The following is an 18890-nucleotide window of genomic DNA, read 5'->3' on the forward strand; positions in this document are numbered from 1 at the left end:
GCCCCTGACTGTGCCTACTCCGCCGCCACCAGCGGCGCCGGCGGCAGGATCGCGCGGTTGAGCACGTCGATCGTATCCCCCGGCAGCTGCGAAAGGTCTACCGCGGTGCGGTTGCCGCAGCCGGCGCAGAGTTTTATGTCGCCGCAGCGGCCGTTGAGGTGCTTGCGACGGATTTCATAAAGCGCCACGGAATCGACGACTTCCAGCAGCGAATTGCCCATATGGCTCTTCGTCGGCGGCAATTCCTCGGTGAGATGACCGACCGTCAGACCGCTGAACACATCCGAGCAGCAGGCCGATACCTTGCCGCTATGCATGACATAGAGCAGGTAGAAGGGGATTTCACAAGGCGCGGCCATGCCGTCCTTGCCATCCAGCATGCCCTTGCCGACATCGACCAGCGGCTGCTGCTTCAGATGGACGAAGTCTGAGTTCCGCGCGGCTTCGGCAAAGGTGTTGAACACCGAATCCGAATCCGCCTGCGAAATGCCATAGGAATTGTCTTCCTCGGCCTGGAAATATTTGATGTAGAGGCTGGTCTGACGCCGCTCCTCGATGATCGGGATGACAGCCAGCAGATTGGCGAGCACGCGCTCGGCATAGTCGCCGACTTTGACGGTATTGTATTTCTCGCGGTCGAGCGTATCGACGCTGATATGGATCTCGTCCAGCCCGGCATCCATCAGCTCATTGGCCTTCTTGGCGTCGAGCAGGATACCGTTGGTGATGATGCGCGTCGTCTTGGCAAAGCCTTCGCGCTTGATACGGGCGATCATCGCCGGCAGCTTCTTGTTGAGCAGCGGTTCGCCATTGCCATGAAACTGGATCATCGAAAGCGGCCCGCGCGCGGCGGTATAGATCTTGAGGTCATCGACCAGCTTTTGCCAGGTCTCGTCACGCATCAGGCCGGCATGCTCGCGGAATTTCGGTGCGCGGCCGGAATGGGCGTCGCAGAATGTGCATTTGAGATTGCAGGACGAGGCTGCTTCGACAACGAGCGTGAGGATTTTCCGTGCCTGCAGCGAGGCCGTCAGGTTTTTCGCCCGGATCGCCATATAGTTCGGGTCTTTGGCTTGCTGGAAGGTCAGCATGGTCCGGCTACCTCGATTTCGAATCAGTCAGCATGTCGGTCATCAAGCCTAGACCCACTTTGCCAACAAACCTTTTAGATGAATGTTTCATTATGCGCGTTTCCGCTCCGGCAGGGCGGACGCATCGGCGTCGATCACAAGATCGGCTAGGTTGGCCAGCGCCGACGAGACGAGCTGGTAGTAAGCCAGGCAGGTCGGCGCAAATTCAGAATCGGCCGCGACGTAGAGCTTGCCGTCATCGACGCCGGAGAACGGGATCACTTTCTTCTCCGGCGAGAAACTCGGCCGGAAATGCTTGAGATAGCGTCCGCCGCGCCATTTGCCGAAGGCGCCGCGATAGCGCGCGACGACGATGTCATAGTCCTCGCGGTTGGTGATCCCACAGCATTGCCCCTCGCAGGAATGGGCGAAATTCTCCTCGAAGCCGGAAAACTGCGTCCCGTGCCGCTTGGCGAACCAGTGATGCACCATGCCGATGCTGGCGGCGATGCCGAAGCGGCTCTTGAACGGAAAATCGGCAAAGCAGGCCATCTGGTCGACCGGCTTGTCGAGCTCCTTGTCGAACAGTTCCTGCTTGCGCTCCTGCTCTTTCAGGTCCTTCAGCGCCGCCGAATTGGACAGCGGACTGACGCCGAGCACAGACAGCGGCCGGCTGATCTGCACGAAGCGCTTGCCGTTCATGATGATCTTGAACACGCTCTCATAGTCAACGACGGGAAATTCGAAGAACCGGCCGCCATAACGCGCCGTGATCCGATCGATCAGCACCCGTGAGGCAGCGCCGTGATAGATCGAGAAGCCGCACATCAGGATTTGCTTCGCATCCTTCCAGCGGAAGGCGCGGTCTGCCAGCAGTTCACGCGGCACGTCGCGGATCTTATCGTCGAGGATGATGAAATGGCCCGAGGGCGGCGTGTCGCCATCCGGCCAGGTATAGAACAGCTTGCTCCAGTCGATTGCCTCGACGCCCGGCCGCGCGGCCTCGATGCGGGCGATCATGCCGGCGATTTCCGGATCGGCATAGTCGTCGTCGCCGATGAAGGTCACCCAGCGCCCCGTCGTCGCTTCCATCGCCGTCTGCCAGTTGTCCAGCATCGAGCGCGCGATGTCGCCGGAGGGGACGTAGCGGACCCGCGGATCGGCGAGATAGGGTTTTATGAAGGCGTCCATGATCGACGGATCGTCGGAATTGTCGACGAATATGAATTCGACATCGGCCCTGGGCGATGCGGTGAGTGCTACGATCGTCTGCTGGAAATAGGATTGCCGGTTGCGCGACGGCACGCAGATGGACAGGATTGGGACGTCAGACAGCATGATCGGGCTCCGTTGACGGAACCGTAGCGGCAAAGGCTTTTGTGAACCTGTCCGGTGACCTCATGCCGCCTCGGCCTGCGACGCCTGGTCGAGTGCGTAGCGAAGACCGGCTATTGGCTCCAGCAGAGACTGCAGCACGTGGTACAGTTCGGCCGGCGTGCTGCAGTCAGCGATGCTCTCGTTGATGTAGAGGTTGTCATCCCTGAGCCCGGTGAACATGCCGGCCTGCTGGCCAAGGAACCGCGGCTCGAAAACCGGAAGATAGCGCCCACCTTCCAGTCGCGCGATTGCGCGGCGGCAGAGCTCCGCATGCATTTCGAATTCTTTCGGCTCGATGGCGCGGCTGCATTCGCGCGCCAGGGCACGGATGAAATTCTCTTCCCAGCCGTCCACGGCAATCTTGTAGGTCGTCTTGAACCAGTGCTGTCCCGACATGATCGAGGCGGCGACGCCGAGATTGGATTTGAACGGAAAACCCTCCATTGCCGCGCCGCTCTCGAAGCGGTTGCCCTTTTCGCGGACAAAGGTTTCGTAATTCTCCATCGCCTTGGCAAAACGGCCGATGGCAGAGGAATTGCTCTTCTCGGTGGCACCTTGGATGGAGAGCGGCCGGCTGACGAAGACAAAATTCCTGGCGGCGAACAACAGCTTGTTGCCGAAATCATAGTCGACCGTCGGATGCTCGAATGTGCGTCCGCCACTAAACCGCCGGACCAGCTCGATCGTCTGCCGCGAGACTGCGCCATGGTAGATGGTGAAGGGCATGGCGGGGACAAAGCTTGCCCCCTCCCAGCGGAACATGCGTTTCACCAAAGCCGACCGATTGACGTGCCTGACGTCATTGCCGAGCGAAATGGAGAGATTGCCAGGGAATGGGCGATAGCTCGGCCACTTGAAGCCCGGCTTGTTCCAGGCGACCGCCTCGGTTCCCGGCGCATGGCGAATGATGCCGGCAATGATATCGGCGATATCTGGATCGACATAGTCATCGTCGCCGATGAAGCAAATCCAGTCGCCGGATGCCGCGACAATCGTCCGCTCCCAATTGTCCTGCATCGGCAGCGTTTCGGGTTCGGACGGCAGATAGCGGACGCGCGGATCGGCAATGCCGGCCATGAAGCCGTTCATGATCGACGGCTCGTCGGAATTGTCGGCAAACACGAATTCGACGTCCGGGCGCGGATTGGCGATCAGATCAAGGATCGTCTGCCGGAACGTCTCCTGCCGGTTGCGCGAGGGAACGCAGATGGAGAGCTGGGGTCTGTCAGTCATCGGCCGCCGGACGCGTCGTCGCCCGGCTGACGTCCGCAACCTTGATCGGCGTCTTCGCGCCGGTGTCGGTCGTCTCGGGCGTCAATGCTCCCTCAGTGCCGGTATCGCCGTCACGAACTTCCCACCCCAGTCTCTGATATAGGAAAGCTGGTTCGTGATCTCGGTTTGAATATTCCATGGCAGGATCACCACTCTGTCCGGTTTGTCGGCCTTGAGCCGCGCTTCGTCGACGATCGGAATGCGGCTTCCAGGCAGATAAAACCCCTGCTTGGCCGGGTTCTTGTCCACCACGAAGGCGATGAGGTCCGGCTTGATGCCGGCAAAATTCAGAAGCGTGTTGCCCTTGGCCGCTGCGCCATAGGCGGCGACCTTGAGACCTTTGCGCTCGCATTCGATCAGATAGGCGACGAAATCATTTCGCACCCGCCGCGCGCTAGCCTGGAAACCGGCATGGAACGCCTGCTCTCCGATTCCGGCTCGCCGCTCGGCATCGAGCACGCTATCCACCGATCCTTGCCTATGCCTTAACGCGGCATCCGCCCGCGACGCAAAGACGCGGAGGCTGCCGCCATGCCAGGGTGTCGTCTCCACGTCGAAGACCTTCAGCCCATTGGCCGCGAAGACCCGGTCGACCGCGGTGAGCGACAGGTAGGAATAGTGTTCGTGATAGGCGGTGTCGAACTGACTCTCGACCACCATGTTGATGAGATGCGGAAATTCGAAGGTTGCCACACCTTCGGGCTTCAGCAGGATCGCGAAGCCGGCGACGAAGTCGTTGATGTCAGGGACATGCGCGAGCACGTTGTTGGCGGCCATGAGGTCGGCCTGCCAGCCCTTCGCCACGAGTTCCTTCGCCAGCGCCGTGCCGAAGAATTCCTCGACGATTTCTATGCCTTTTTCGCGTGCCGCCGCAGCCGTGCTGGCTGTCGGCTCGACGCCAAGGCAAGCAATGCCCCGCGCTTTGACGAACTGGAGTAGATAGCCGTCATTGGCAGCGATCTCGACCACGCGTGACTTGGCATCCAGTTGATAGCGTTCCGCCACGGTCTCGACATAGGTTTTGGCGTGGTTGACCCACGAGGTCGAGAAGGAGCTGAAATAGGCATAGCTCTCTGAGAAGAAGGTTTCACGATCAGCGAAATCCTCCGTCTGGGTGAGCAGGCAATTCGAACAGGTGCGGATGATCAGGGGATACCAGAGTTCCGGTGCCGCCAGCGCATCTGCGGCGACATAGGAATTCGACGGTGGCGCGGTGCCGAGGTCAAGAAACGGCCAGAAATCCTCGCCCCCGCAATGGCGGCATTTCATACGGCAATCCCCTCGAACCGGGCATCGATCAGCGGATGGTTCTGGTCGCGCGGCGAGAGATTGGCGACGGGCAGCGGCCAGGGAATGTTGAGCACCTTGTCGAGTGGATTGAGCCCGCCCTCGGACTCGGCCCGGAATGGCGCCGAATGGGCATAGAGCAGTTGCACATCGTCGGTCAGCGCCTGGAAACCATGGGCAAAGCCTTCCGGAATCAGCAGCGAATGCATGTTGTCTGCGGAAAGTTCGGCCGCATAGTGCCAGAGAAAGGTCGGCGATCCCTTGCGGACGTCGACGGCTACATCCAACACCGTGCCGCGCAGGCAGGTGACCAGTTTGGCCTCGGCGAAGGGCGGCTTTTGGTAGTGAAAGCCGCGCACCGTGCCTTTCTGCAAGGTCACTGTCTCGTTGACCTGGGCGATACCGCCCAGCCAACCAAACCCCGCCATGCCTTCGGAATCGAACAGGCGGCTCAAATGCCCGCGCTGATCGGCCAGCTTCTGGCGCTTGAGCAGGATCAGGCCTTCGATCGGCGTGCGCGTGGATTGGAAACGGCCGCTCATGCGCTCGCCGCCTTTTTCGTTTCCGCCGGCGCCATGGCCTCGAAGGCTTCGATATCGGCGACGCAGAGTTCCCGCGCCAGATAGCCGGCATGTAGCCCCTTATACCAACCCCAGGTGCGGGCGATCGTCTCGTCGAGCGAGAAGCGCGGCTCGAAAGAGAGTTCGCGCGCCGCCTTGCCGCTGTCGAGCGTCAGGAAGCCGGCTTCGTGCGGCCCTTCGTCGTCGCTGCCCCAGATGAAGTCCCAGGTATCGAAGTGAGAAGACGAGCGTTCCAGGAGTTGCCGTACCGTGGTCGTGCTCGACGGATCGGGACCGAAATTATAGGCCGAACCTGTCGACGGCGCGTGCCATAACGCTTCGGCGAGCAGCATATAACCCCAGAGCGGTTCCAGTACATGCTGCCATGGCCGCACCGATTCGGGCCGGCGGATTTCCAGCGGCCGGCCGGTTTCGAGCGCCCGGATCGCGTCCGGCACCAGCCGATCCTCTGCCCAGTCACCGCCGCCGATGACATTGCCGGCGCGCGCCGTCGCAATGCCGATATTGCGTGGCAGGAAGAAGGAGCGGCGATAGCTCATCGAGACGACATCCGCCGCCGCCTTCGAAGCGCTATAGGGATCGTGGCCGCCGAGCGGATCTTCTTCACGGAACGGCTTGCCGAGCTCGGCATTCTCGTAGACCTTGTCGGTGGTGACGACGACGATCGAGCGCAGGTCGGGTGCGATCCGCAAGGCATCGAGCAGATTGATCGTGCCCTGCACATTGGTCTCGAAGGTCTCCACCGGCTCACGATAGCCGACGCGCACCAGGGGCTGCGCCGCAAGATGGAAGACCACCTCCGGCTTGACCTTCAGCACCCGGTTCTGCACCGCCAGCCGATCGCGGATATCGACGATCTCGCCGGGCTTGTTGTCGGAATAGACAAGCATGCGATGCAGCGATGGCCTGTCATCTTTCGGTGCCAATGACAGGCCGTGCACCTCAGCCCCCAACCGGTTGAGCCAGAGCGTCAGCCATGCCCCCTTGAAGCCGGTATGACCGGTGACGAGCACTCGTTTGTCGCGCCAGAAACTCTGCATGTTCACCACACTTTCCAGGGCGGGTTGCCAGACGCCCAGAGATTTTCGAGCTGGATTTTGTCGCGCAGCGTATCCATCGGCTGCCAGAACCCTTCGTGAAACCAGGCCTTCAATTGGCCGTTGCGGGCGAGCTCGCCGAGCGGCTCCGCCTCGAAACTGGTATGATCGCCGTCGATCTTGTCGATGACACGCGGCTTGAGCACAAAGAAGCCGCCATTGATGAAGCCGCCTTCGCCTTCCGGCTTCTCGACGAAACCGGTCACGTCGTCGCCTTCGAAGCGCAGCGCACCGAACCTGGCCGGCGGCCGGACAGCCGTCACCGTTGCGAGCTTGCGGTGCTTCTTATGGAAGGCGATGGTCTCGGCGATATTGGTGTTGGAGAGGCCGTCGCCATAGGTGAAGCAGAAATCCTCGTCCGGATCGAGATAGGCGGCGACCCGCTTCAGGCGCCCGCCGGTCATCGAATTCTCGCCGGTATCGACCAGCGTCACCCGCCAGGCTTCGGCGTTCTGCCGATGGAACTGCAGCCGGTTGGCGGAGAGGTCGAAGGTGATGTCGGACATATGCAGTCCGTAATTGGCGAAATATTCCTTGATCATGTAGCCCTTGAAGCCGCAGCAGATCACGAAATCGCGGATGCCATGGGCGTAGTAGATCTTCATGATATGCCAAAGGATCGGCCGGCCGCCGATCTCGACCATCGGCTTGGGCCGCGTCTGCGTCTCCTCGGCCAATCGCGAGCCGAGTCCGCCTGCCAGGATCACCGCCTTCATCACTTCTCCACAGACGTCGAATCGTGCCCCGCCGGTCAGGCGGGATCAGATTTGACGATCTTGGCGGGCGAAGCTTTCGCGGACCTAGAGTCCGAGATGAGCAGAAGTCATGTGTGGGCGCTGGCCAGCGAGAGCCAGAACAATCCATAGATTTTCGATACGGCAAGGATCATTGCAAAAAAGAGCACAGGCAGCAGCAACCATAGCTTCGATGCGCGGTTGGCAAGAATGTCGCCGGCGATTGCCATAGGCAGCAAGAATGGGGATACCAGCAGCATCGCCAACAAGGCCCAATAAGCAAGCATGGTCAAAGGTACGATGAACAGTGCGAAAACAAGGCCGATCAGCCAAGTGAACAAACTGTCGTTCGACATCTGTGGAAGGACGTGGCTGGCGCCCCTACCAAAGTCATTCCATGTATATGAGTCCCATACCAGCCTTACGCCGGCCAAAGCGAATATCAGTAGCGTATAAAGAATCGTAAACTTGCATTTCGAAATAAGCCGCATCACGCAGTCGTTGCTCCGGTATCTGGAGGTGACGATCGCACGCAAAGATAAAGATTTCGGCGCAGACCACATCCGCTGTCCAGAGACGTCGAGCCTGCGGGATAAGCGGGGACCATATGCTTCTCGCGATGAGAAAATTCGGATGACAGCGAATCCTTTTGGGCTACGCCCGCCTCTTTGGCATCGGAGCGATTTGCTCTGCCATATCCAGGAGGTTACAATGGCGTTCTACAGAAAGAATATTCGCAGTCTCGAACAGGTCGTCCGGATCGCAGCTGGCCTCGTCGCCGCCGTGGCCGCCTTCGTTTATCTCTTCGGCTGGCTTGCAATCCTGGTCGCGGCAAGCGGCGTGGTCCTCGCACTGACCGGCATCGTCGGCTATTGCCCAATGTGCGCCATGGCAGGCATCGACAGAAGGAAAGGCATGTGACGCGCGCAGCTGTCCCGGCGGACATCTTCTATGCAGCGCAGCTCGGCGACCGGGACGCGATTGCGCGCCTGTTGCAGCTCGCCCAGCCGGATATCCGCCGCTACGCCCGCACCGCCTGTCGGACGGCGTCGGATGCCGAAGATGCTGCACAGGAAGCTTTGTGGCTGCTGTTCCGGCATGTCGGGGCCATCCGCACATTGCTCGCCTTTCCTGCCTGGCTGGGCAAGGTCGTCACGCGCGAATGCATTCGCCTGGCGCGCAAGGCGGGTCTCAATCGGCCGATAGCCGATGACGATCAGGTGTTCGGGCTGGACCGCTCCGACACGGATTTGCGCCTTGATCTGGCAGCGGCCTTCGAATCACTTCCGGCGCATTACCGGGACGTCGCGCTGATGCGCGACGTCAAGGAATTGACGATCGAGGAAATCGCAATGGCGCTGGGCCTAACGCGCGAGGCGGTCAAGGCGCGGCTGCATCGCGCTAGGCAGTTGACGAGGGAGTTCCTGATGCGGTGAGAAACGGAGACTTCGCCCGGTCATTTTCTATTGGCAATTGAATAGGAATTTATCGCCGCTGATCAAGCGAATCTCGATCTTGCTCGGACAATGCATTTGCATTACATTTGCAGTCTAGCGCAGGAGTGCCGTCATGAATGTCCGTCCGATACTGGAAATCGAAGCGACCATCACCGAGCGCGGCCAGACCACAGTGCCTGCCGCGATCCGGAAGATGCTTGGCATTCACAAGGGAGCCGTCGTCTTTAAGGCATTGGCGGATGGCACTGTGCTGATTGAGCCGAAACAGGAGGAGAGCGAGGAGGACCCTGCGATCGCGGCCTTCCTTGCATTTCTGGAGAAGGATATCGTCAATAACCCGCAGAACCTTGTTCCTTTCGACAAGGCTTTGATGGACGAAGTCGATGAACTCGTCGCCGGTGTGGAAGTCGATATGGACGCACCGCTCGAAGATGAGTGATTGGATCGTCAATGGTTGGAAGATATTTCCCCATCCGAGTTTCAGGGCGCAATATCTCAAGGTCATAAATGACGCCAAAAAGGCGCGTTTGACAAATCCTGCAAACTATACGTCTTCTCGACCCGCCAAGCTTCTGGCCGCTATGCGGAGGATGGCGTTCGAGGACATTCCTTCCAATCCGGCCGATCCCAAATTTCGCCAAGGCGGCACTTTGGGGGATGGATATGCGCATTGGCGACGGGGCAAGTTTCTGCAGCAATATCGGTTGTTTTTCAGATATAGCGAAAAAGACCGGGTCATAGTTCTTGCTTGGGTGAATGACGAAAACACCAAGCGCGCCTATGACAGCAAGACGGACGTGTATAAGGTCTTCGGCAAGATGCTGGACAGCGGCAATCCTCCGGATGATTGGAATACGCTGCTCAGCGAAGCAATGGCTGCATCTTCAGTGACGGATGACGACGTTTAGTCTCACAGCCGCTTCACATACTCCACCAGCCGCTCGGCTGCCGCCTGCACCTGCGCCGGATCGCGCAGAAAGCAGGCGCGGATGAACTGCTCGCCACCCGGGCCAAAAGCTGTGCCGGGCGCCATGCAGACACCGGTCTTGTCGACGATATCGAGCGTTGTGACCCTGGAATCGGTCACACCGTCGATCTTCAGGAAAGCGTAGATGGCGCCATCCGGCTTGCGCGTTTCGACACGGTTGGTGGCGATCAGCGCATCGCAGAGGATGTCGCGCGAGGTCCGCGCCTTCTCGACATTGGCACGCACGAGATCATCACCCTGTTCGAGCGCCACCACGCCGCCGCGCTGCATGAATTCGGCGACGCCTGAAGTCGAATATTGCACGAGGTTCTCGATGATCTGGCCGAGTTCCGGCGGCGCGATAATCCAGCCGACGCGCCAGCCGGTCATCAGCCAGTTCTTGGAGAAGGAATTGACGAACAGGATCCTGTCGCCTTCCTCCCTGATGTCGAGGAAGGAGGGCGCCCGGCCGCCGGGAAAATGATACATCGCATAGATCTCGTCGGCGATGATCCAGAGACCGTGCTTGCGGGCGAGCGCCAGGATGGCCTTGAGGTCGTCATGCGTGGCCGTCCAGCCGGTCGGGTTGGACGGCGTGTTGATGAACAGCACCTTGGTCTTTGGCGTGACCGCCGCGGCCAGCGCATCCACGTCGAGCGACCATCGGCCATTGGCGAAGGCGAGCTTCACCGGCACGGGCTTGCCGCCCGACACGCCCAGCGCGCCGTCGAAATTCGGCCAGGCCGGCGTCAGGAAGATCGCCTCGTCGCCGGCCTTCAGGGTCGCCTCGATGGAGAGCTTGATTGCCTGCATGCCGGAGCCGACGACATAGCAATGGTCTGTCGGCACGTGCCGGTCGAAATTGCGGGCATAATAGTTGGAAATCGCCTGCCTGAGTTCCGGAATGCCGCGCTGATAGGTGTAGAAGGTGTGCCCGGCCCGCATCGACGCGATCGCCGCATCACAAATGAACTGCGGCGTCGGCGCATCGCCTTCGCCGGCCCAGAGCGGGATCAGATTGTCGCGTCCGCGTGCATAGGTGATGATTTCGACGATGCCGCTATCGGGCGCGAGACGAGCATGGGGATTGAGGCTGTCGAGAAAGGTCATTGCAGGCTCCAGGTGCGTGCCCTCCTGATAGCCTGAATTCCGCGCGAAATCCCATAAGAAATGTTGAAGCTCCTGTTAGCTCCATGAATGCGCTCAGAGCAGCGACAATGCTCCGAGCGCGGCCTATCTCCCGGGAGTGATACGCCCGGCAGATAGAAGAGGCTATGCCCTCATATCGAGAGGCTCAATGCCATGCATCCGCCATCTCGCTCTTGCGCGTGTCCATGAAGGCGCGCAACGCCTCGTCCAAGCCTTCATCCAGCGCCGGCGCCTCGTAATTCTCCAGTACCCGCTTCCACTTCCGGTTCGCACGCGTCGCCATGTCGGTCGAGCCGCCTTCTTCGCTCCATTTTTCGAACGGCTCGTTGTCGGAGAGCTCGCTGTCCCAGAATGCTGTCTGGTAGTTCCTCAGCGTGTGTTGCGAGCCGAGGAAATGGCTGCCCGGACCGACCTCCTCGAAGGCATCATAGGCGAGCGCATTGTCGTCGAATTCCACACCTTTGAGATAGGCATGCAGGGCGCCGCAGAAATCCGTGTCCATGACGAATTTTTCGTAGGACATGGCCAGCAGCCCGTCGAGGAAGCCCGCCGAATGCAGGATGAAATTGGCGCCGCAGTGGACGGCCGACATCATCGACATCACGCCTTCCTGCATCGCCTGTGCATCCGGCAGCTTCGAATTGGAGAAATTGCCGGCGCAGCGCAGCGGCAGGTTCAAACGACGTGCCAGCTGACCGATCACCATCGAGCCGATCGCCGGCTCCGGCGTGCCGAAGGTCGGCGAACCCGACCGCAGCGACATGGAAGACAGGAAATTGCCGAAGATCACCGGCGCGCCCTTGCGTTCGAGCTGGGTCAACGCACAGCCGGCCATGGTCTCGGCATAGCTCTGGGCAATCGCGCCGGCATTGGTTACCGGGCCCATGGCGCCGCCAAGGATGAAAGGCACGATCACGGCGGCTTGGTTGGCGCGGGCATAGGCGCGGGCCACCTTTGTCATGGTGCCGTCCCAGACGAGCGGCGAGTTGACATTGACATTGCCGAGGATGACGCAGTTCTTGTCGACGAAATCGCGGCCGAAGACGACGCGTGCCATCTCGATCGAATCTTCAGCGCGGCTCTCGGCGGTCACCGAGCCCATGAAGCAGCGATCGGAATATTTGACATGGCTGTAGACCATGTCGAGATGCCGCTTGTTGACCGGCAGATCGACCGGCTCGCAGATCGTGCCGCCGGAATGATGCAGCCAGGGGCTCGATTGCGCCAGCTTGATGAAGTTGCGGAAATCCTCGATCGTGCCATAGCGCCGGCCCTTGTCGAGATCCATGACGAAGGGCGAACCATAGGCGGGCGTGAAGACGACCGACTTGCCGCCGATCACGACATTGTTGGCCGGATTGCGCGCATGTTGCGTAAACGACGACGGCGCCGATTTCAGGATTTCCCTGAGCATGCCGGGCTCGAACGTGACCAGCACGCCCTGCACATTGGCGCCAGCCTTCTTCCAGAGGTCGAGCGCTGCCGGATCGTCGCGAAATTCGATGCCGATTTCCGCCAGGATGCGCTCGCCGGTTCGCTCGATCCGCTGCAACGCTTCCTCGCCAAGGATGTCATAGGTGGGAATGCCTCTGACGATATAGGGCACGCCGAGCGGCTTGGCTGCGGGGTCGCGGCGCTTGCCGCGTTCACGCCGGGTTTTGGGTTCCTGGACGGATTCTTCGGCGGCGACGGACATGGCATAAACTCCCTTGTTGCTGGAGGAAGACTAGCGACGAAATTTGCAAATGTATCCTTCATATTTTTTGAGGGAAGCTATAAGGTGAGCTTATGCTAAGCCTGAAACGCCTGCTGCCCTCCGCCTCGTCTCTGGTCGTCTTCGAAGCCGCCGGCCGACACGAGAATTTCACCCGCGCCGCCGAGGAACTCGGCATGACGCAGGCTGCCGTTTCCTATGCTGTCCGGGCGATGGAGGACCAACTCGGCGTTCCGCTTTTTCATCGCAGCCACCGCAATGTCGAACTGACGGAGGCCGGTGCCCGCTTCCATGCCGACGTCTCCGCCGGACTGGCGCGTATCCAGAAATCGGCGGAAGCGATCCGCGCCAAGGGCCGTGAAACCAATGTGACGCTCGCCGCCTCGACCGCCTTCGCCTCGATGTGGATGCTGCCGCGCATCACCCAATTGCGCGAAGACCTGCCCGATATCGATCTTCGCATCCAAACGTCGGTCCGTGATCTCGACCTTGAGGAAGAGGCGATCCCGCTCGGCATTCGTGGCGGCGATCCATCCGAATGGCCGCAATATCACGCGGCTTTGTTGGCGCCGGAAGTGGTCAATGCGGTGGCGAGCCCCGCCTTTGTCGAGGCGCTTGGCGGGCCTCCGTCGCTTTTGCAGATGACCGATCTCAGGCTCATTCACCTGGAGGAGCCGGTGCGCGAGGCCTGCGACTGGAAGGAATGGTTCGAAAGCGCCGGCATACCCTTTCGGCAACCATACCGGCCGTTGATCATCAATGACTATGTGCTGGTGATCCAGGCCGTGCTGTCGGGGGAGGGGATTGCGCTCGGCTGGCAGCACCTGATCGACGCGCAGGTCAAATCCGGCACACTGGTTCCGGTCGGCAACCACGTGCTGAAGACGGGTGCGGCCTTTTACGTCGTTTGGCCCAAATCGCGGGAATTGAGCGGCCCCGCCCGCAAAGTGAGAGATTGGCTTCTGGTGCAAGGCGCCGGCCGCGATGAACTGTTCTACAGCGACCGGCTACTCGGCGGCCTGTGATTTGCCCACCAGGAAGTAAAGGTTCATCGGCCCCTTGCCCTTGATCTCGACCTCGCCGCGATGTTCGAAATTGTAATTCGCCCCCAGAATGTCGCGCACCTCCGGCGTGATCTGGATTCGCCCCGGCACGCCAAAACTTTCCATCCGGGACCCGATGTTGATCGTGTCACCCCAGACGTCGTAATAAGGCTTGTTATGGCCGATGACGCCGGCCGTGGCCGGGCCGACATGCAGACCGATGCGGATCGACAATTGCTCGTCGAAATCGGCCATCAGCTGCTCGGAAACCTCGATCATCTCCAGCGCCATATCGGCCATCGATTGTGCATGGCCGTCCGACCTTTCCGGCATGCCGCCGGCCACCATATAGCAATCACCGATCGTCTTGATCTTTTCCAGTCCGTGCTTTTCGGCGAGTATGTCGAATTGTCCGAACAGGCGGCCCAGAAAGCCGACGATCTCCTCCGGCCTGCGCAGCGCGGAGGCCGGAGTGAAGTTGACGACATCGGCGAAGAGGATGCTGATCGAATCGAATTGTTCCGCAATCACGGTGCCTGGATTTTCTTTCAGCCGGTTGGCGATGCTCGTGGGCAACAGATTCTTCAGCAAGAGTTCGGAACGCGCATATTCACGCAGCAATGCCTCTTCCGCAGCTCCCGCCCAATGCATTGCAAGATAAGTAAACCACCCGAGCCCGAACTCGATCGCTAAGATATTGATGATGTAGTTGATATCGGGCTGCGTCAGGACGAAGTCGCCGGCAAACGGATTGAGCATCTGCTCGAAGGCGAAGCTATGGGGCAGAGGTTGGGCCGGGATGAGAAATTGCAATGCAAGGTGCAATACGGTGGCCAACAGCGACCATGCCAACATGCCGTAGGGGCGCTTCACCACGAATACTAGCGCTGACAATGGTCCGAGGAGCAGCAAGAAGAGCGGGCTTCCGCCCGATCGCCCGAACAGCGCCGCCATGATCACACAGATCAGGCAGATGGTGATCAACAGGAAATAGGAGCTCWCCCTGCGCAAACGTCGCGCCATCAGTGCTGCCGCGAGAAAAAGCAGGAAGAAGACGATCTCGATCGCAAACAGGAGCGGCAGCCGATAGATCGGATCCGTCCCGGCCAAGGCCAGATTGTAGAAGAAATAAAAGCCCGTGACTGCCGCGCCGAACAGGCTGCCGAAGCGGACCACGCCGAGGCGCCGCCTTGCGAGGGAAAGAGACGTCGGATGTCGGCCGGTTGCGCCGCAACGGGAGATGAATGTCCGCCATTGCTGGCGGCATGGGTGGAAGAAGACATGTGCCGATCCCTCTGTCACGGCAAACTTGCGCATCGCAGGGACCGGCGTCAACAGTGCCCTCGCTGCATTTTGCCGCATCCGATATAGTCGGCGTCAAGCGCCTTGAAATTGCCGTCAGTTCGCCGCATTTCGGCATGTAGATGCGAGTGTCGACCGGTCCCGGAGAGTCATATGGTCATCAAGCGTGTTCTTTTGGGTGCAGTGATCACCCTGACAATCGCGCCCGGCGCCCGCGCCACGGACGCGATCGTCGCTGACCCGAACCAGTTGGGCGGCGAGCAGAATGTCAGTGCCTGCGATGCCTATGGCAGCGGTTTCTTCCAGCTTCCGGGCACGCACACTTGCGCGCGGATAAAAGGCCAGCTCCGCTACGACATGGGCGTCAGCTCGACCTCAGGTCATGTCAGCCACGGCCACTCGACGTTGGATTTCGAAACCCGCAGCGATTGATCGCGGTTGTCGATCAGGCAGTCTTCATTTCGCCGGCCGTGTCGGCGTCGATATACTTCCGCGCGATATAATCGAGTGTTGCCTCGGCATCCACCGGCCGGCCATAGAAATAGCCCTGGCCCATGCCGCAGCCCAGCGCCTTCAGTCTCAGCGCCTCGGTGAAATCCTCGATGCCCTCGGCGACGACTTCGAGTTCGAGGCCGCGACACATGGTGATGATCGCCTTGACGATGTGATCGGAGGCCGAATCGGTGGTGATACGGCAGACGAAGGAACGGTCGATCTTGACCTTGTCGAAGCTGAAGTCGCGCAGGCGGCTCAAGCTCGACTGGCCGGTGCCGAAATCGTCGAGAGCGATCCTGACACCCGCCGCACGCAGCTCCGAGACGATCTTCTGCGCCGTGTCCGGATCGGTCATCATCGCCGTCTCGGTGATTTCGAGTTCCAGCCGCCGGAGATCGAGCCCGGTGCGGTTGATGATGGCGAGAATGTTGAACGCCGTCGACGGGTCCATCAGCTGCGCCGAGGACAGGTTGAACGACAGGAACAGTTCCTTCGGCCAGGACAGTGCGGCATCCGCCGCCTTGCGCAGCAGCGCCTCCGACAGCGCGTCGATAAAGCCGCGCTCTTCGGCCAGCGGCACGAACACGGCCGGGGAGACGAAACCCAGATCCTTGTCGATCCAGCGCGCCAGCGCCTCGAAACCGACGACGCGATCATTCTGCAGGTCGACGATCGGCTGGAAATGCACATCGACGTCATTGGCGATGATGGCGTTGCGCAAGGCCTGTTCGAGCTGCGTGGAGCGTTTCATCTGCTCGGCGATCTCAGTCGAATAGACGGTGATCTGGCCGCGACCGCGGCGCTTGGAACGATAGAGCGCGGTCTCGGCGCTCTTGAGCAGGTCCTCGAATTCGTCGCCGGCAAATGGATGGATGGCAAAGCCGAACGAGGCGGAAAGGCGCACATTGCGATCGCCCAGATCGTAAGGCGCCGACAGCACTTCCTTGAGCATCGCGCCAATCTTTTCAGCGCTGCGGCGCTCGAAGACGAGCGGCAAAAGGAAGGCGAATTCGTCGCCTTCGTAGCGGACCACGGTAGCCCCGTCGGGTATGCAGGCCTTGAGCCGATGCGCCACCTGGCAAAGAATCTGGTCACCCGAGGACGGCCCGAACAGGTCGTTGATCGGCTTGAATCCATCGAGATTGGCAAAACCGATGGTGAAAGGCGCGGGATCGGCGGAGCGGTCCGCAATGAGCTGCCGAACCTTATCCCTCAGCCGGTGGCGGTTGCCGAGCCCGGTCAGCGGGTCGGTGAACGCCAAGGCGTGCAATTCGCTCTGACTTGCTGCCGTTGTGCCCCCGTCAGCTAGCGTCATATCCGCATTCCCTGTTTGGCTTTTCCCTCAATCCCAAAGAGTGCCGCGAAAGTCTTAAAAATTGCCTTTCTTCCGGCAACGAGTTTTCCCTGACACATGTCAAAAAATGCACGTCCCCGTGAAAAAATCAGGATTATGCTGCTGGCATCGCTATCTGGCCGGATCTCTCAACATCCTGAAGCAAATGTTTGCGGAGCATCCGATCCACGGCCTCCGAGCTCAGGGGTTTGGAGATGACATCCGCCATCCCAGCCTGCTTGCAGGCCTGCCGCTGTTCGGCGCTGTCTCTCGATATCATGCCGATCACCGGCATTTTGACATAAGCTTCTTTTGTCAGCAGCTTGAGCTTCGGGATGAACTCGGAAACCTCCATGTCTGGCAGCGTCACGTCGACCAGCACGATATTGGGCTTGAATTCGGCGATCTTCTCGATCGCCTTCTCGCCCTCACTCACCACCAGAAAGTCCAGTCCGAGATTTTCCAATATCTGTTCGATAACGAGCCGGTTAACGGGATTGTCCTCGACCGCAAGCACTTCGATGGTTTGCGGTTCGACGCGGGGTTCGACCGGCGCCGACTGGCGCACGGTCGCCGAGGCCGGCCGCGATTTGCGATCGAAGGCGTCGATGATGTTTTCCATGGCGTCCGTGCCGGGCGGCAGCGTGCGGTGGCGAACGCCATATCTGGCTGCGAGCGCGGCAAAGGCGAAATCATTGCCCGGCTCGATCACGACCAGGTCGATCTTGATGCCGGCTTCGACGATGGCCGCGAGAAAGGCGCTGAATTCCGTTTCGGTGCGGATGACACAGAGTTCGATATTGTGCGCTGCCGCTCGCCGGACGGTGTCGGCTTCCTCCGCGCCGGCACTTACATAAACGACCTTGTGGCTCTTCTCCAGTCGTGCCGCATCACCGATGAGATTGCGCCCGTCGCCCTGTGTCGCGACGATGCCTTCCTCGCCGCCGAAGGCAAGCACGAGATCGGGGTTCGCAGCACTCCCCGAGCCGGCGAATTTTTCGAACGGCAACTCGTCGAAACTCATGGCGATGTAGTGGCTGCCTGCCTTGCCGATCCGGCGGGCGCGGTGCAGGACGGTCTGCGACTGCCCCTCGGGCCGATCAAGCTTGATGATCGATTCCCTGTCCTCGCCGGTGGCGAGCAGATGCCAGTCGGCTTCCTCCAGCGAGCCGGCAAGGGTCGGTTCGAATATGTCCCAGACGCTCGAGCCCAGGATCGCATCCGGCGCTGCGTTCAAATTCCTGCAGAATTGCCGGTTGACCGCGGCAAAGTTGAGGTTACGGTCCTTGACGGCGATGGCGACGGGCAGCGCGTCGAGGATTTCCTCGGTCATGCGCACACGCTCGTGATCGGTCCGCCACTGCTGTTCCTTCTTTTTGTGCTCGGTGACATCCTGGATGATGGTGAAGCCGAGACCGGACGAAAAGCGGCGGCTAATCACGCGGAACCAGCGATCCGGGCCGGAGGGCTCGATGGCATCCACCCTCTCCCTCCAAGCCGACGCGACGCGCTCGGCGATCCAGTCCTCGCGTTTCTTGTCCTTGAAGCCGCCGGAATAGCCGAAGCGGCAGCCGGCATCGTAAAGCGCACCATAGAGATCGCGGGCGCGTGTGCCGGGCGCGAATTGGGCTTCCCGGATCGGGAAATGATGCATGAGCCGGACGCTGGCAAAGCTCACTTCGTCCAGCTTGTCGGTGACGAAGACGGCGGCGCCAAGGGCTTCGCAGAAGACCTCCAGAAGACTGTACTGCATGATGGCGTCGAAGGAGGCTGCGTCGCCCATTACGGCTCCCTGCCTTCACAGGCACGATTCTCTTGGATGCATGCTGGCATCGGCCTGAAGCGAAACCCGGCGGGCCCGTCAGAGCCGCGCCAGCCTGCGACTCGAGCCTGCAGGAAGACCGAATGCCGGTTTCCGCAATCATTTCAAGATGTATGATTTATTGCAGCAGAAACTTAACTCTGATTTAATCTGGCATGATTTGCTTGCAGAAAGACAAAAAACCGGCGGT

General features: G+C 60.3%; 19 protein-coding genes. 6 read left to right on the top strand and 13 right to left on the bottom strand.

All coding sequences use genetic code 11. The features are described from left to right. Positions 1-14 precede the first annotated feature (14 nt). The 8 genes from AC1DYF_RS32225 to AC1DYF_RS32260 form a co-directional block, all read right to left on the bottom strand. Positions 15-1091 carry a radical SAM protein gene (locus AC1DYF_RS32225; RefSeq protein ID WP_477881900.1) on the bottom strand — a complete coding sequence of 359 codons (1077 nt, stop codon included), beginning with the start codon at positions 1089-1091 and terminating at the stop codon, positions 15-17. Between the two features lie 90 nt (positions 1092-1181). Then, positions 1182-2408 carry a glycosyltransferase family 2 protein gene (locus tag AC1DYF_RS32230; protein ID WP_477881902.1) on the bottom strand — a complete coding sequence of 409 codons (1227 nt, stop codon included), beginning with the start codon at positions 2406-2408 and terminating at the stop codon, positions 1182-1184. Positions 2409-2468: 60 nt separating this feature from the next. Next, positions 2469-3680, bottom strand: a complete 1212-nt coding sequence (locus tag AC1DYF_RS32235) for a glycosyltransferase family 2 protein (protein WP_477881904.1) — start codon at positions 3678-3680, stop codon at positions 2469-2471. Positions 3681-3761: 81 nt separating this feature from the next. Continuing rightward, positions 3762-4988: a methyltransferase domain-containing protein gene (locus tag AC1DYF_RS32240; protein WP_477881905.1), complete on the bottom strand. Its 1227-nt coding sequence runs from the start codon at positions 4986-4988 to the stop codon at positions 3762-3764. Further along, positions 4985-5548, bottom strand: a complete 564-nt coding sequence (locus tag AC1DYF_RS32245) for a dTDP-4-dehydrorhamnose 3,5-epimerase family protein (protein ID WP_477881906.1) — start codon at positions 5546-5548, stop codon at positions 4985-4987. The genes AC1DYF_RS32240 and AC1DYF_RS32245 overlap by 4 nt, the downstream gene beginning before the upstream one ends. Beyond that, positions 5545-6627: a CDP-glucose 4,6-dehydratase gene (gene rfbG / locus AC1DYF_RS32250; RefSeq protein WP_477881978.1), complete on the bottom strand. Its 1083-nt coding sequence runs from the start codon at positions 6625-6627 to the stop codon at positions 5545-5547. The genes AC1DYF_RS32245 and rfbG overlap by 4 nt, the downstream gene beginning before the upstream one ends. Positions 6628-6629: 2 nt before the next feature. Further along, positions 6630-7400, bottom strand: coding sequence for a glucose-1-phosphate cytidylyltransferase (rfbF, locus tag AC1DYF_RS32255; protein WP_477881908.1), 771 nt, complete (start codon positions 7398-7400; stop codon positions 6630-6632). Positions 7401-7507: 107 nt separating this feature from the next. Beyond that, the gene (locus AC1DYF_RS32260) at positions 7508-7981 is read right to left on the bottom strand and encodes a hypothetical protein (RefSeq protein ID WP_477881909.1); all 474 of its coding nucleotides are present in this window, start codon (positions 7979-7981) and stop codon (positions 7508-7510) included. A gap of 148 nt (positions 7982-8129) precedes the next feature. Between AC1DYF_RS32260 and AC1DYF_RS32265 the strand changes: the two genes are divergently transcribed. The 4 genes from AC1DYF_RS32265 to AC1DYF_RS32280 all read left to right on the top strand — a co-directional run bounded on the left by AC1DYF_RS32265 (position 8130) and on the right by AC1DYF_RS32280 (position 9783). Continuing rightward, on the top strand, positions 8130-8339 hold the full coding sequence (locus AC1DYF_RS32265) for a YgaP family membrane protein (RefSeq protein WP_477881911.1): 210 nt from the start codon (positions 8130-8132) through the stop codon (positions 8337-8339). Further along, positions 8336-8854 carry an RNA polymerase sigma factor gene (locus AC1DYF_RS32270; protein ID WP_477881913.1) on the top strand — a complete coding sequence of 173 codons (519 nt, stop codon included), beginning with the start codon at positions 8336-8338 and terminating at the stop codon, positions 8852-8854. Before AC1DYF_RS32265 ends, AC1DYF_RS32270 begins: the two co-directional genes overlap by 4 nt. Positions 8855-8987: 133 nt before the next feature. Continuing rightward, positions 8988-9314, top strand: a complete 327-nt coding sequence (locus AC1DYF_RS32275) for a type II toxin-antitoxin system PrlF family antitoxin (RefSeq protein WP_477881915.1) — start codon at positions 8988-8990, stop codon at positions 9312-9314. Continuing rightward, positions 9307-9783, top strand: a complete 477-nt coding sequence (locus AC1DYF_RS32280) for a type II toxin-antitoxin system YhaV family toxin (RefSeq protein WP_477881917.1) — start codon at positions 9307-9309, stop codon at positions 9781-9783. The genes AC1DYF_RS32275 and AC1DYF_RS32280 overlap by 8 nt, the downstream gene beginning before the upstream one ends. A gap of 2 nt (positions 9784-9785) precedes the next feature. On the opposite strand, the gene AC1DYF_RS32285 is transcribed toward AC1DYF_RS32280, so the two are convergent. Further along, on the bottom strand, positions 9786-10952 hold the full coding sequence (locus AC1DYF_RS32285; RefSeq protein ID WP_477881918.1) for a pyridoxal phosphate-dependent aminotransferase: 1167 nt from the start codon (positions 10950-10952) through the stop codon (positions 9786-9788). Between the two features lie 184 nt (positions 10953-11136). Next, positions 11137-12687 (bottom strand): trimethylamine methyltransferase family protein, encoded by a 1551-nt coding sequence (locus AC1DYF_RS32290; protein WP_477881919.1) that lies wholly within the window; start codon positions 12685-12687, stop codon positions 11137-11139. Positions 12688-12779: 92 nt separating this feature from the next. On the opposite strand from AC1DYF_RS32290, the gene AC1DYF_RS32295 reads away from it, so the two are divergent. Further along, a complete protein-coding gene (locus tag AC1DYF_RS32295) occupies positions 12780-13730 on the top strand; it encodes a LysR substrate-binding domain-containing protein (protein ID WP_477881920.1) in 951 nt (316 codons plus the stop codon). On the opposite strand, the gene AC1DYF_RS32300 is transcribed toward AC1DYF_RS32295, so the two are convergent. Then, positions 13713-15083: an adenylate/guanylate cyclase domain-containing protein gene (locus AC1DYF_RS32300; RefSeq protein WP_477881922.1), complete on the bottom strand. Its 1371-nt coding sequence runs from the start codon at positions 15081-15083 to the stop codon at positions 13713-13715. The two genes, AC1DYF_RS32295 and AC1DYF_RS32300, sit on opposite strands and share 18 nt — an antisense overlap. Before the next feature lie 120 nt (positions 15084-15203). Here AC1DYF_RS32300 and AC1DYF_RS32305 point away from each other — a divergent pair, with 120 nt between their 5' ends. After that, positions 15204-15482, top strand: a complete 279-nt coding sequence (locus AC1DYF_RS32305; RefSeq protein WP_477881923.1) for a porin — start codon at positions 15204-15206, stop codon at positions 15480-15482. Positions 15483-15495: 13 nt separating this feature from the next. On the opposite strand, the gene AC1DYF_RS32310 is transcribed toward AC1DYF_RS32305, so the two are convergent. Next, positions 15496-16860, bottom strand: coding sequence for a putative bifunctional diguanylate cyclase/phosphodiesterase (locus AC1DYF_RS32310; RefSeq protein WP_477881924.1), 1365 nt, complete (start codon positions 16858-16860; stop codon positions 15496-15498). Between the two features lie 133 nt (positions 16861-16993). Then, positions 16994-18661 carry a response regulator gene (locus tag AC1DYF_RS32315; RefSeq protein WP_477881925.1) on the bottom strand — a complete coding sequence of 556 codons (1668 nt, stop codon included), beginning with the start codon at positions 18659-18661 and terminating at the stop codon, positions 16994-16996. Positions 18662-18890: the final 229 nt, after the last annotated feature.

It is taken from the genome of Rhizobium sp. P2_G9 (assembly GCF_056403475.1).